The organism is Streptomyces sp. NPDC002835, from assembly GCF_053591995.1.
In genome coordinates this window covers 77,409-90,071 of sequence record NZ_JBSFUW010000003.1, presented here as the reverse complement: position 1 = coordinate 90,071, position 12,663 = coordinate 77,409, and the positions used below count along the sequence as shown (strand labels likewise).

Genomic DNA, 12,663 nt, shown 5'->3' with positions numbered 1-12,663 from the left:
GAGGAACTGCTGAGGCATGGAACTCCACAACGTCTGGTTCGTACTCATCGCCGTCCTGTGGATCGGCTACTTCTTCCTGGAGGGCTTCGACTTCGGCATCGGCGTCCTCACCAAACTGCTGGCGAAGGACCGCACCGAGCGGCGCGTGCTGATCAACACCATCGGGCCCGTCTGGGACGGCAACGAGGTGTGGCTGCTCACGGCGGGCGGTGCGACGTTCGCCGCCTTTCCCGAGTGGTACGCCACCCTCTTCTCAGGCTTCTACCTCCCGCTGCTGCTCATCCTCGTCTGCCTGATCGTGCGCGGGGTCGCGTTCGAGTACCGGCACAAGCGGGCGGAGGAGCGCTGGCAGACCAACTGGGAGCACGCGATCTTCTGGACCTCGCTGCTGCCGGCGTTCCTGTGGGGCGTCGCCTTCGGCAACATCGTGCGCGGCGTGAAGATCGACGCGGACAAGGAGTACGTCGGCGGCCTGGTCGACCTGCTCAACCCGTACGCGCTGCTCGGCGGAGTGGTGACGCTCGCCCTCTTCACCTTCCACGGCGCGGTCTTCGCGGCGCTGAAGACGCTGGGGGACATCAGGACCCGGGCCAGGGCCATGGCGGTGAGGCTGGGGCTGCTGACCATGGTTCCCGCGGTCGGCTTCCTGGTGTGGACCCAGGTGTCACGCGGCGACGGCAAGAGCCTGGTGGCCTTGGTCGTCGCGGTGGCTGCGCTGACGGGAGCGGTCGGAGCCGTCAAGGCGGGCCGGGAGGGCTGGTCGTTCGGCCTCTCGGGCGTCACCATCGCCACCTCGGTGGCGATGCTCTTCCTGGCGCTCTTCCCGGACGTCATGCCGTCCTCGCTCGACAGCGCCTGGAGCCTGACGGTCACCAACGCCTCGTCGAGCCCGTACACGCTGAAGATCATGACCTGGCTGGCGGCGGTCGCCACACCGCTGGTGCTGCTCTACCAGGGCTGGACGTACTGGGTCTTCCGTAAGCGGATCGGCACCCAGCACATCGCCGACGCCCACTAGCGGGGGATGTTTCACGTGAAACCGATCGATCCGCGGCTGCTCCGCTACGCACGTGCCACCCGGGGTTTCCTGGCCGCGGTGGTGGTGCTCGGGGCCGTCGGAGCGGCCCTGGTCGTCGCACAGGCCATGCTCATCGCCGAGTTGGTGGTGGGGGCGTTCCAGCGTGGGCTGTTGGTCTCCGATCTCGCCACCCCCCTGGCGCTGCTGGCCTTGGTGGCGGTCGGCCGGGCGGCCGTGTCCTGGCTGACCGAGCTGGCCGCGCACCGGGCGAGCGCCGCGGTGAAGTCCGAGCTGCGGCGCCGGCTGCTGGACCGGGCCGCCGAACTGGGGCCCGGCCGGCTGAGCGGGCAGACCACCGGATCGCTCGTCGCGCTCGCCACCCGTGGTGTCGACGCGCTGGACGACTACTTCGCGCGGTATCTGCCCCAGCTCGGACTCGCGGTCGTGGTGCCGGTCGCGGTGCTCGCGCGGATCGTGACGGAGGACTGGGTCTCGGCAGCGGTCATCGTGGTGACCCTGCCGCTGATCCCGCTCTTCATGGTGCTGATCGGCTGGGCCACGCGGGCGAGCATGGACCGCCAGTGGCGGCTGCTGTCCCGGCTGTCCGGCCACTTCCTCGACGTGGTCGCCGGGCTGCCGACACTGAAGGTGTTCGGCCGGGCGAAGGCGCAGGCCGAGTCGATCCGGACGATCACCACCCAGTACCGGCAGGCGACCCTGCGCACGCTGCGGATCGCGTTCCTCTCGTCGTTCGCGCTGGAGCTGCTGTCGACGCTGTCGGTGGCCCTGGTCGCCGTCGGCATCGGAATGCGCCTGGTCCACGGCGACCTGGATCTGTACACGGGGCTCGTGATCCTCATCCTCGCCCCCGAGGCGTATCTGCCGATCCGGCAGGTGGGGGCCCAGTTCCACGCCGCCGCCGAGGGGCTCTCGGCGGCGGAGGAGATCTTCGAGGTGCTGGAAACGGCACCCCGCCGATCGGGCGGCGCCCCCGTCCCGGGCACGCTGCGGCTGGAGGTCGACGCGGTCACGGTCCGCCATGAGCGCCGCGGCGAAGCGTCGCTGGAGAGCGCCTCGCTGGTGGTGGAGCCGGGGGAGACGGTCGCCCTCGTGGGGGAGAGCGGCGTCGGCAAGTCCACGCTCCTCGACGTTCTGCTGGGCTTCGTGGAACCGGCGGAGGGGCGGGTGCGGGTCGGCGGGACCGATCTCGCCGATCTGGACATGGAGCGGTGGCGGGAGCAGATCGCCTGGGTCCCGCAGAGGCCGTATCTCTTCGCCGGGACGATCGCGGAGAACGTACGGCTCGCGCGGCCGGACGCGGACGACGCGGCGGTCCGGACGGCGCTGCGGGAGGCGGGGGCGTACGACTTCGTCGCCGAACTCCCCCTGGGGCCGGACACGGCGATCGGGGAGGACGGCGCGGGTCTCTCGGCAGGGCAGCGGCAACGGCTGGCGCTGGCCAGGGCGTTCCTCGCGGACCGGCCGCTGCTGCTCCTCGACGAGCCGACGGCCGCGTTGGACGGAGCCACCGAGGAAGGAATCGTCGAGGCGGTGCGCCGGCTGGCGCGGGGACGGACGGTGCTGCTGGTCGTGCACCGGCCGGCCCTCCTGGCGGTGGCGGACCGGGTGGTCACCCTCTCCCGTACGGCGCCGGCGCCCGTGGCATCCGGCGTGCGGGCAGGCGCCGTTGGGGCGGGGCGGCCCGACGCTTCCACAGACACCGTGGGGGTCGAGTTCACCGCGCCGCCGGCGTCGCCGGGCGCGAAGGGCTGGCCGCCGCTGGTACGGGTGCGGGCTGCCGCCGGCCAACTGCGCGGCCGCCTCGCGCTGGCCCTGCTGCTCGGCAGTCTCGCCCTCGGCTCCGCCGTCGGGCTCATGGCCGTGTCCGGATGGCTCATCTCCCGCGCGTCCGAACAGCCGCCGGTCCTCCATCTGATGGTGGCGGTCACGGCGACCAGGGCCTTCGGCATCGGACGGGCGGTCTTCCGGTACGCGGAGCGCCTCGTCTCCCACGACGCCGTCCTGCGGATGCTCGCCGAACTGCGGGTCGCCGTCTACGCCAGGCTCGAACGCATCGCCCCGGCCGGACTCGGCCGTACCCGGCGCGGTGACCTGCTGTCCCGGCTGGTCGCCGATGTGGACGCCCTCCAGGACTACTGGCTGCGCTGGATGCTGCCCGCCGCCACGGCCGTGCTCGTCGGCACCGGAGCCGTCGGGTTCACGGCCTGGCTGCTGCCCGAGGCCGGCGCGGTCCTCGCCGTGGGCCTGCTCGTGGCGGGAGTCGGCGTACCGCTCGCAGGCGGGGGGTTCACCCGGCGCGCGGAGCAGCAACTGGCCCCCGCGCGCGGGACTCTGGCCACCAGGGTCGTCGATCTGCTGCGCGGCACGGCGGAACTGACCGTGGCCGGCGCCCTCCCGCGGCGCCTCGCGTCGACGCGGGACGCGGACCGGACGCTGACCCGCATCGCCGCACGGCAGGCCGCCGCCACGGCACTCGGCGGCGGGCTCTCCGCCCTCGTCTGCGGACTGACCGTGGTGGGCGCGGCGGCGGTCGGTGTGCGTGCGGTCTCGGAGGGGCGTCTCGACGGCGTCTGCCTGGCGGTCGTCGTGCTCACGCCGCTCGCCGCCTTCGAAGCCGTGTCGGCCCTGCCGCTCGCCGTGCAGTACCGGCGCCGTGCCGTGCGCAGCGCCGAGCGGGTGCACGAGGTCCTCGACGCGCCCGTCCCCGTGCGGGAGCCTGACCGCCCGCTCCCCCCGCCGGCCACCGCCTTCCCACTGGTGCTGCACGGCATCGGCGCACGGTACGCGGACCAGGAGCAGGACGCGCTGAGCGGCTTCGACCTGACCCTGACCGCGGGCCGGCGGGTCGCTGTCGTCGGTGTCTCCGGCTCGGGCAAGACGACGCTGGCACAGGTGCTGCTCCGTTTCCTGGACGCCGGAGCCGGGACGTACACCATCGGCGGTGTCCCCGCGGCGTCGCTGGAGGGCGACGCGGTGCGGCGGTACGTGGGGCTCTGTGCCCAGGACGCGCATCTCTTCGACAGTTCCGTACGGGAGAACCTGCGGCTGGCCCGCACGGACGCGACGGAGGACGAGCTGAGGCAGGCGCTCGCCGGCGCGCGCCTGCTGGACTGGGCCGACTCCCTGCCCGACGGGCTCGACACGCTCGTCGGCGAGCACGGCGCCCGGCTGTCCGGCGGCCAGCGCCAGCGGCTCGCCCTGGCACGCGCCCTCCTGGCCGCCTTCTCGGTGCTCGTGCTGGACGAGCCCGCCGAACACCTTGACCTGGCGACGGCCGACGCCCTCACCGCCGACCTGCTGGCGGCGACCGAGCACCGGGTGGCGGCCGCGGGCACGGGCACGGGCCCCGCGACCGGTGAGCCGCCCGCGACCTTGCTGATCACGCACCGCCTGCGCGGTCTGCAGGCGGTCGACGAGGTGGTCGTGCTGGAGGCGGGCCGGGTCGTGCAGCGCGGGCCGTACGAGGATCTCGCCGTGGTCGACGGGCCCTTCCGGGCGATGCTGGAGCGCGAGCAGGCCACGGACGGCATCGAAACCCGACTTTCCATGGCAAAGGGGACTCATTAGTCTCGGGGCATGACCTCGTCGGAACCGTCGGAACGGCCGGAACTGAAGGGCACGCCCGACGCCGCGGCTCGGGCGGCCCGCACCCTTCCGGGACTGTCCGCAGAGGTCACCGCGCGGGTGCCGCAGCTGCTGGAGGCCATGCGCTCGGTCGGCACCGGGCTGGAGCTGCACGCGACCCTCGACCGGATCTGCCGCACCGCCGCCGAGCTGGCGGGCGGGCGCTACGTACGGGCCGACCATGATGCTGCCGCTGCAGAGCGGCGGGCGGGTGCTGGGAGCGCTCGCGGCCCCGCGGGAGGCCGGGGCGGCCCCGTTCACCGCGGCGGAACGCGCCCTGGCCACGCAGTTCGCCTCGCAGGCGGCGCTGGCGCTGACGATGGCGGAGGCCCAGCGCGACCGGGAGCGGCTGGTCGTCCTCGAGGGCCGGGACCGCATCGCACGGGACCTGCACGGCCTCGTCGTCCAACGGCTGTTCGCCGCCGGTGTGCTGCTGGAGAGCGCCCACCGCGGGTCCGTGGACTCGGCGGTGCGTGACGGCGTCGGCCGGGCGGTCGACGAACTCGACGTGACCATCCAGGAGATCCGCACGGCCGTCTTCGCCCTGGACCACGGCACGGATGTGCAGGTGCCCTCCGCCCTGCGCACCCGGGTGCTGCGGGAGATCAACACGGCGTCCGTGCTCCTCGGGTTCCGCCCGGTCCTCCGCTTTGTCGGCCCGGTCGACACCGCGGTCGGCGGACTCGCCGGGAAGAACCTGATCGCGGCGCTGCGCGAAGCCCTGTCCAACGCCTTCCGGCACGCCGCGGCCTCACGGATCGAGGTCGTCGTCGACGCCACCGCCGAACTGCCCGACGGCACGGCGGGCGTACGGCTGACGGTCGGGGACGACGGGGTCGGCCTGCCGGCCGGTGGGCGGCGCAGCGGCTGCGGAACCTCGAGCGACGGGCGGAATCACTCGGCGGGTCGAGCGGCAGCGGGGTCGGCCTCGGACCCGACGGGGCGGGCACCACGGTGACGTGGGAGGTCCCGCTGCGGGCCGCGCCCCGTCCCCGTACGGCCTGACGCAGCGCCGGCGCCTCCCGGGAGCCGTTCCGGAGCCGGCGCCGGCGCCGACCGCGTGCCGTTCCGGGGGTCAACGCCCGCCGTCCCGCAGCCGTTCCGGGTATCAAGGCCCGCCCGTTCCCTGGCCCGGGCGCCCGGACGGCCTGATCCGGACGGGCTCCCCCGTGGGCGGTTGTCGCCCGAGGTGCGGCTGTGGCTGGGCCAGTCGGCCCTACGACACCGCAGCGGTCCCGGGGATCCGGTCGCCTCGGGGCGACGATCCGGGCATGTGCTTGAGACACCGCGACCGGTTGGTGATCGTCCCGGTGATGCTGTGCGCGTTCCTCGGCACACCGGTCCAGTCCGCCGTGGCACGGGACGGCCCGGCCCCGCCGGCCGGTGCGGAGGCGGCGCACGACGGTCCGGCGCCGCCCGCAAGCGCCGAAGTGGCCCGGCTCTACGCGGAAGCGGCCAGGGCGACCGAGCAGTACGAGCGCGGCAGGCGCGCCGCCGACCGGCAGCGGATCGAGGCGCGCCGGCTCCAGGACCGGCTGGTGCGGCAGCGCGAGCGCCTCGCCGCCGTCCACGACACCATCGGCGGCGTCGCACGCGAGCAGTACCGCACCGGCGGTTCGCTCGCCCTCACCGGCCGCCTGCTGCTCGCGAACGACCCGGACGCGCTGCTGCGCGGCTACCGCGTCGCCGACCGGGCCGAGAAGGCTGTGAGCCGGCTGCTCGACCAGGAGCGGGCGGCGGAGCGGCAGCTCACCGCGGCGGAGCGCGACGCCCGCGCCGCGTGGAACGAGCTTGCCGTGCGCTCCAGCCGGCTGGCAGCGGTCAGGCGGGGTATCGAGACCAAGCTGGAGACGGCGCAGTGGAAGCTGCAGGCCGAGGCGGACCGCAGCGCGGCCGCAGGCACGTGCGCCGGAGCCGTGCGGCTGGAGCAGCCGGGCGGCCCGCCGAAGGGGCTGAAGTGGGTGGCGCCCGTGGAGGACTACACCCTGTCCGCCGGTTTCGCCAGCACGGGTGAGCGGTGGGCGCGCCGCCACACGGGCCAGGACTTCGCCGTGGACATCGGCGCCCCCGTGCGCTCCGTCGGAGCGGGCCGGATCGTCTCCGTCTCCTGCGGCGGAGGCTTCGGCATCGAGGTCCTGGTGCGGCACCCCGACGGCTACTACTCGCAGTACGCCCATCTGGCGGGTGTCACCGTCGACCAGGGCGAGAAGGTGGCCACCGGCCAGTGGATCGGCCAGGCGGGCACGACGGGCAACTCGACGGGGCCGCACCTGCACTTCGAGGTGCGGCTCACGCCGCATCTGGGATCGGGCGTCGACCCGGCGGCCTGGCTGCGCGAGCGGGGCGTGGACCTCTGAGCCGCCCCCGCCCGGTCCGGCCGCCGTGCCTCAGGACCGCCGCTGCTCCGCGTGGCGGGCCAGGATCTGCTCGATGACCACCGCGACACCGTCGTCGTTGTTGGCGACCGTCCGCCCCGATGCGGCGGCGACCACGTCCGGGTGCGCGTTGCCCATCGCGTAGGACGTGCCGGCCCAGGTCAGCATCTCGACGTCGTTCGGCATGTCGCCGAAGGCGACCACCTCGTCGGAGGAGATGCCGCGCTGCGCGCAGCACAGGGCGAGGGTGCTCGCCTTGCTCACGCCCAGGCCGCTGACCTCCAGGAGCGCCGTCGGGCTGGAACGGGTGAACGACGCAAGCTCGCCCGCCGCCGTACGGGCCAGGGTGAGGAAGCCGTCGGGCGTCATCTCGGCGTGGTGCGCGAGCAGTTTGATCACCGGAGCGCCCTCGCCCGGCTCCTCCTCGTGGAGGAGCTTCTCGGCCGCGGCCACGGTGGCCCCCGGGTCGAGATGGAAGGGCGGGTAGTCGGGCTCGTAGTGGATGCCGGTGGACAGCTCGACCGCGAACGAGGTGCCGGGAGCGGTGGCGCGCAGCGTCCGTACGACGTCCATCGCGGTCGTCCGGGGCAGGTCGCGGACCTCCAGCAGCTTGCCGCCGGCGTGCAGGTCGACCACCGCGGCACCGTTCGCGCAGATCGCGAGGCCGTGGCCGTGGACGTGGTCGCTGACGACGTCCATCCAGCGGGCCGGCCTGCCGGTGACGAAGAAGACCTCGATCCCGGCCGCCTCCGCGGCGGCGAGTGCGGCGATCGTCCGGTCGGAGACCGACTTGTCGTCCCGCAGCAGCGTGCCGTCGAGGTCGGTGGCGATCAGCCGGGGCGGGGTGGCGGGCAGGTGGCGGGGATCGATAGCTGAGGTCACGGATCCATTCTCCCGTACCGGGTGCACGGGCGTGCGGGAGGGCGCACATCTGAGTAGGTGCTCGGGGGCTGATCCGCCGCGTACGCTCGACGGCATGCGTCTGAGCACTGTGATACTTCCCGTCCGCCCCTGGCACAGCGGCGGCCGCGACGAGTGGGTACGAGCCGAGCAGCTCGGCTTCCGCACCGCGTACACGTACGACCACCTGTCGTGGCGGACCTTCCGTGACGGCCCCTGGTACGGCGCGGTTCCGACGCTCACGGCCGCCGCCGCGGCGACCGAGCGGCTGCGGCTCGGCACGCTGGTCACCTCGCCGAACTTCCGGCACCCGGTGACGCTGGCCAAGGACCTGATCTCGCTGGACGACGTCTCCGGCGGGCGGTTCACGCTGGGCATCGGCGCGGGCGGCACGGGCTTCGACGCCACCGCGCTGGGCCAGGAGTCCTGGACGCCGCGGGAACGGGCGGACCGCTTCGCCGAGTTCGTGCCGCTGCTCGACCGGCTGCTGACCGAGGACGCCGTGACGCACGAGGGCGCCTTCTACTCGGCGGTGGAGGCGCGGAACATCCCCGGGTGCGTGCAGCGGCCGCGGCTGCCGTTCGCCGTCGCCGCGACCGGCCCGCGGGGGCTGAAGCTCGCGGCGCGGTACGGGCAGGCGTGGGTGACCACCGGCGACCCGAAGCTGTTCGAGACGGGCACCGCCGAGCAGTCGCACGAGGCCCTGCGCGGGCAGATGGACAAGCTGTCCAAGGCGTGCGCCGACACCGGCCGGAACGTGGCCGAACTCGACAAGGTGCTGCTCACCGGCTTCACGCCTGAGCGGGGCCGTCCGCTGGAGTCGCTGGACGCCTTCGTGGAATTCGCGGGCCGGCACTTCGACCTGGGGTTCACCGAGATCGTCGTCCACGCGCCGATCCCGGACTCGGACTTCGCCGCCGACCAGGCGGTCTTCGAGCGGATCGCGACCGAGGCCCTGGCCCAGCTGGGCGGCTGACGGTCGGCGGACCGGGTGCCGGCCCTCAGCTGGGCCGGGCGTCCGGGAACCGAATGAACCGCGGCGGTACGGACGCGGTCAGCCAGACGCCGTTGGTGCTGACCCGGAAGACGTGGCCCGCCCGGTGCAGCTCGCCCGCGTGCACGGACAGCACGACGGGGCGGCCGCGACGGGCGCCGACACGTGTCGCCGTCTCGCGGTCGGGCGACAGATGGACGTCGTGGCGGGCCATCGGGCGCAGGCCCTCGGAGCGGATGGCGTCGAGGCTGCGTGCGACGGTCCCGTGGTACAGGTACTCGGGCGGCTCGGCCGGGGGCAGGCCGAGGTCGACGTCGACGGTGTGCCCCTGGTTGGCGCGGATGCGGGTGCCGTCGATCGTGAAACGCCGCTTGTCGTTGGACGCCACGACGTGGTCCAGCTCGGAGCGGCTGAAGCGGAAGCCGTGCTCGGCCGCCGCGCGCATCAGCGCGTCGATCTCCACCCAGCCGTTCGCGTCGAGGGTGACGCCGATGCGGTCGGGGCTGTGGCGCAGATACTTCGAGAGGTACTTCGACAGCTTGACGGTGCGCCTCTCGTCGGGGGGTTGGTGGTCGGTCCTTGCGTTCATGCGGCCAGCGTGTCCGGCCGGACCTCTGCGACGCCACTCAAATAATTTTGTCTCGGATGTTTGATCCACAGTCAACTCCGGTTATCCACAGGCAGATTGGCGATTCTGTGGACAACGACCGAGCAGATTAGCCCAATTGGTCGACTGTTCCCGGTTTATTGTGATTTACCGTCAGGGTGTCCAATGCCCGGCTGTGCATCTCGCGTTGGGTCGCCGCGTGAACGAAGGCGGCGACGTTGGCCCTGCCAACAAGGCGTGCCACGGCCTCGGTTGTCCCCCGTGGCAGCGCCACCGTGACAGGTCCTTCCGCCACCTGCGCCCGTCCCTCCGGCAGGAGGTGCTGCTGCAGATGGAGGGTGGCGAACGTCCGCATGGCCCGCGCCAGTTCCGCGTCGATCGTCTGCTGCGCAAGGGGCCGCAGGCGCCGCACGAGCGCCGCCGCCTCCGCCGCGTCGGCGTCGTCCGGAGGTCCTTGCTCCAGAAAACGGGCGAACACGTGCTCCGTCGTGAACTCCAGGAAGCGGGACGCGATGTGCTCGACCTGCTGTTGAACCTCCCTGAGATGCCCGGTGATTGTGCTCAGCGGAACACCGGCGGCATACAACTCCTCTGCCACCGCAAGCTCCTGGGGACTCGGCACCAGGAAGGTGTCCTCCTCCCCGGGGACGGGCTCCAGCACGCCGAGCTCCACTGCCTCGGCGACGGCATCCTCGTCCGTCGCCCCGCCGAATCTGCGCTCCAGCTCCCGCCGGGAGATCCGGTCGACCTTCTCGTCGGTCCACGGGCCCTGCACCTCTGCGACCAGGCCGAGCACTCCGCCGAGCCCACGGCCCGTGTCCCAGGCCTCCAGCAGCTCCTTGATCGACGCGAGGGTGTAACCCCGGTCGAGCAGGTCGGCGATCTGCCGCAGCCGGGTGAGGTGGGCGGTGCCGTACACGTTGGAACGCCCGCGCCGCTCGGGCCTGGGCAGCAGTCCGCGGTCCTGATAGGCGCGGATCGTACGGACCGTGGCGCCGCTGTGGTGCGCCAGGTCCTCGATCCGGTACTCGGCCGATGGCTGCTCCGACACGTTCCCCACCGCTCCTCTCCATTCCCTCAACGACGGCCGGCCGCAGGGCTCACAGCCTCGGCTCGATCCTGGCGAACGCCCGCAGCACGCCGGGGGCGAGACGGGACAGGAGACGAGCGCCGCGTGACTCGGGAGTGACCGGCACGACCGCCTGGTTCCGTACGACTGCCCGCAGGATCGCCTCCGCGACCTTCTCCGGAGGGTAGTTGCGCAGGCCGTACAGCCGGGCCGTCTTCTTCTGGCGGCGCTTCTCCTCCATCTCGTCCACCCCGGCGAAGCGCGCGGTGGCGGTGATGTTGGTGTTGACGATGCCCGGGCAGATCGCGGTGACGCCGATGTCCCGGCCGGCCAGCTCGGCGCGCAGGCATTCGCTGAGCATCAGCACCGCCGCCTTCGAGGTGCTGTACGCGGGCAGTGTCCGGGTCGGCAAATAGGCGGCGGCGGAAGCGACGTTGACGATGTGGCCGCCCTGGCCGCGCTCGGCCATCAGGCCGCCGAAGATCCGGCAGCCGTGGATCACGCCCCACAGATTGACGTCCAGTACCTTCCGCCAGTCGTCGGACGTCGTGGCCAGGAACGGGCCGGACAGACCGATGCCCGCGTTGTTGACGAGCACGTCGACGGTCCCGTACTCGGTGGTGACCTTCTGCGCGAGCTTCTCCATGGCCTGCTCGTCGCTGACGTCCACCGTCTCCGCCCACGCTGCCGCAGCGCCCGCGATCCGCGCCGCGTCGGCCGTGCGCACGGCGCCCTGCGCGTCGCGGTCCACGGCCACGACCCGGGCTCCCGCCTTCGCGAAGGCCAGCGCCGTGGCGCGTCCGATGCCGCTCGCCGCGCCGGTCACCAGGACGAGCCGGTCGCCGAACCGCTCCCCGTACGGCCCCTGTTCGGGCAGCGCCGCTGCCGCGCCGTCCGCGCGGCCGCCCCCCGCCTCCTGCGCGTCGACGAACCCGGATACCCACAGGGCGAGTTGATCGGGACGGGTGCGGGGCACCCAGTGCTTGGCGTCCAGCGTGCGCCGGGTGAGCCGCGGTACCCAGGTGCCGAGGTCGTCGTAGAGCCGCTCGGAGAGGAACGCGTCCCCGGCCGGAGTGATCAGCTGGACCGGGACGTGGGCATGGGCGTCGGTACGCGGCCGGCGCAGCCGGGCCCGGACGTTGTCCCGGTAGAGCCAGGCGCCGTGTGCCGCGTCCCGCGGCAGGGAGGCCGTCGGGTAGTCACCGGCCGGGATCTTCTCGACCCGCTGCAGAATCCGCGGCCAGAGCTTTCCCAGCGGCCCGCGCCAGGCCAGCTCGGGCAGCACCGGCGTGTGGAGCAGGTACACGTACCAGGACTTGGCGCCCTGACCGGCCAACTGGCCCACCCTGCGCGGCGTGGGGCGGCTCATCCGGCGCTTGATCCAGTGGCCGAAGTGGTCCAGGGACGGCCCCGACATGGAGGTGAAGGACGCGATACGGCCCTCGGTGCGCGCGACGGTGGCGAACTCCCAGCACTGCACGGACCCCCAGTCGTGCCCCACCAGGTGCACGGGCCGGTCCGGGCTCACCGCGTCGGCGACGGCCAGGAAGTCGTCCGTCAGTTTCTCCAGCGTGAACCCTCCGCGCAGCGGCCTCGGCGCCGTGGAGCGGCCGTGGCCCCGGACGTCGTACAGCACCACGTGGAAGCGCTCGGCGAGGCGGGACGCGACCTCGGACCAGACCTCCTTGCTGTCCGGGTAGCCGTGGACCAGCATCACGGTCGGCCGCGCCGCGTCGCCCAGTTCGGCGACGCACAGCTCGATGCCGCCCGTGCGGACACGGCGCTCCCGCGCCCCCGACAGTCCTCGCACGCTCACCGGTCCATCCACCGTCCGTCCCCTGCGCGACACGATCCGCAACCTGACACCGATGAATGTGACAATGACCGGCGGCTGCGTCAAGGGGTGTGCACAACCCCGGCAGGCTGTGCACAACCGGAATCCGGGTTGTCCACAGGCGGGCGCCCGGCCGGGACTTCGGTGGGACAGCCCCTACGGGCCCGTACCTCTTGAGTCGGAGACGGATAGAGCCGCCAGGCTGACGTCAGCCGTGTCGC

Annotated in this window: 8 protein-coding genes and 1 pseudogene; 5 read left to right on the top strand and 4 right to left on the bottom strand. The window is 72.9% G+C overall.

The features are described 5' to 3' along the window. Positions 1-16 precede the first annotated feature (16 nt). From cydB to ACWD01_RS04585, 4 genes and pseudogenes are all read left to right on the top strand, one after another. Positions 17-1,018 (top strand): cytochrome d ubiquinol oxidase subunit II, encoded by a 1,002-nt coding sequence (cydB, locus tag ACWD01_RS04600; protein ID WP_451158023.1) that lies wholly within the window; start codon positions 17-19, stop codon positions 1,016-1,018. A 15-nt stretch (positions 1,019-1,033) separates the two neighbouring features. Then, a complete protein-coding gene (gene cydD, locus ACWD01_RS04595) occupies positions 1,034-4,606 on the top strand; it encodes a thiol reductant ABC exporter subunit CydD (RefSeq protein WP_451158021.1) in 3,573 nt (1,190 codons plus the stop codon). A gap of 226 nt (positions 4,607-4,832) precedes the next feature. After that, positions 4,833-5,668, top strand: a pseudogene (locus tag ACWD01_RS04590) (GAF domain-containing sensor histidine kinase); the annotation flags it as partial. Between the two features lie 266 nt (positions 5,669-5,934). Then, complete coding sequence (locus ACWD01_RS04585; protein ID WP_451158019.1) at positions 5,935-7,020, top strand: peptidoglycan DD-metalloendopeptidase family protein; 1,086 nt, start codon at positions 5,935-5,937, stop codon at positions 7,018-7,020. 30 nt (positions 7,021-7,050) lie between these two features. Here the strand turns inward: ACWD01_RS04585 and ACWD01_RS04580 are convergent, their stop codons facing one another. After that, positions 7,051-7,920 carry a Cof-type HAD-IIB family hydrolase gene (locus tag ACWD01_RS04580; RefSeq protein ID WP_451158017.1) on the bottom strand — a complete coding sequence of 290 codons (870 nt, stop codon included), beginning with the start codon at positions 7,918-7,920 and terminating at the stop codon, positions 7,051-7,053. 94 nt (positions 7,921-8,014) lie between these two features. Between ACWD01_RS04580 and ACWD01_RS04575 the strand changes: the two genes are divergently transcribed. Then, positions 8,015-8,914, top strand: coding sequence for an LLM class flavin-dependent oxidoreductase (locus tag ACWD01_RS04575; RefSeq protein WP_451158015.1), 900 nt, complete (start codon positions 8,015-8,017; stop codon positions 8,912-8,914). Between the two features lie 25 nt (positions 8,915-8,939). Here ACWD01_RS04575 and ACWD01_RS04570 read toward each other — a convergent pair whose 3' ends face one another. The 3 genes from ACWD01_RS04570 to ACWD01_RS04560 all read right to left on the bottom strand — a co-directional run bounded on the left by ACWD01_RS04570 (position 8,940) and on the right by ACWD01_RS04560 (position 12,424). Then, a complete protein-coding gene (locus ACWD01_RS04570) occupies positions 8,940-9,521 on the bottom strand; it encodes an RNA 2'-phosphotransferase (RefSeq protein ID WP_451158013.1) in 582 nt (193 codons plus the stop codon). A gap of 127 nt (positions 9,522-9,648) precedes the next feature. After that, on the bottom strand, positions 9,649-10,590 hold the full coding sequence (locus tag ACWD01_RS04565) for a MerR family transcriptional regulator (RefSeq protein ID WP_451158011.1): 942 nt from the start codon (positions 10,588-10,590) through the stop codon (positions 9,649-9,651). 49 nt (positions 10,591-10,639) lie between these two features. Beyond that, the gene (locus tag ACWD01_RS04560; RefSeq protein WP_451158009.1) at positions 10,640-12,424 is read right to left on the bottom strand and encodes an SDR family oxidoreductase; all 1,785 of its coding nucleotides are present in this window, start codon (positions 12,422-12,424) and stop codon (positions 10,640-10,642) included. Positions 12,425-12,663 lie beyond the last annotated feature (239 nt).

Excerpts from the sequence above, each read along its gene's own strand:
- ACWD01_RS04575 (WP_451158015.1), top strand. The coding sequence starts at position 8,015 with ATGCGTCTGAGCACTGTGATACTTCCCGTCCGCCCCTGGCACAGCGGC.
- cydB (WP_451158023.1), top strand. The coding sequence starts at position 17 with ATGGAACTCCACAACGTCTGGTTCGTACTCATCGCCGTCCTGTGGATC.
- ACWD01_RS04585 (WP_451158019.1), top strand. The coding sequence starts at position 5,935 with ATGTGCTTGAGACACCGCGACCGGTTGGTGATCGTCCCGGTGATGCTG.
- ACWD01_RS04570 (WP_451158013.1), bottom strand. The coding sequence starts at position 9,521 with ATGAACGCAAGGACCGACCACCAACCCCCCGACGAGAGGCGCACCGTC.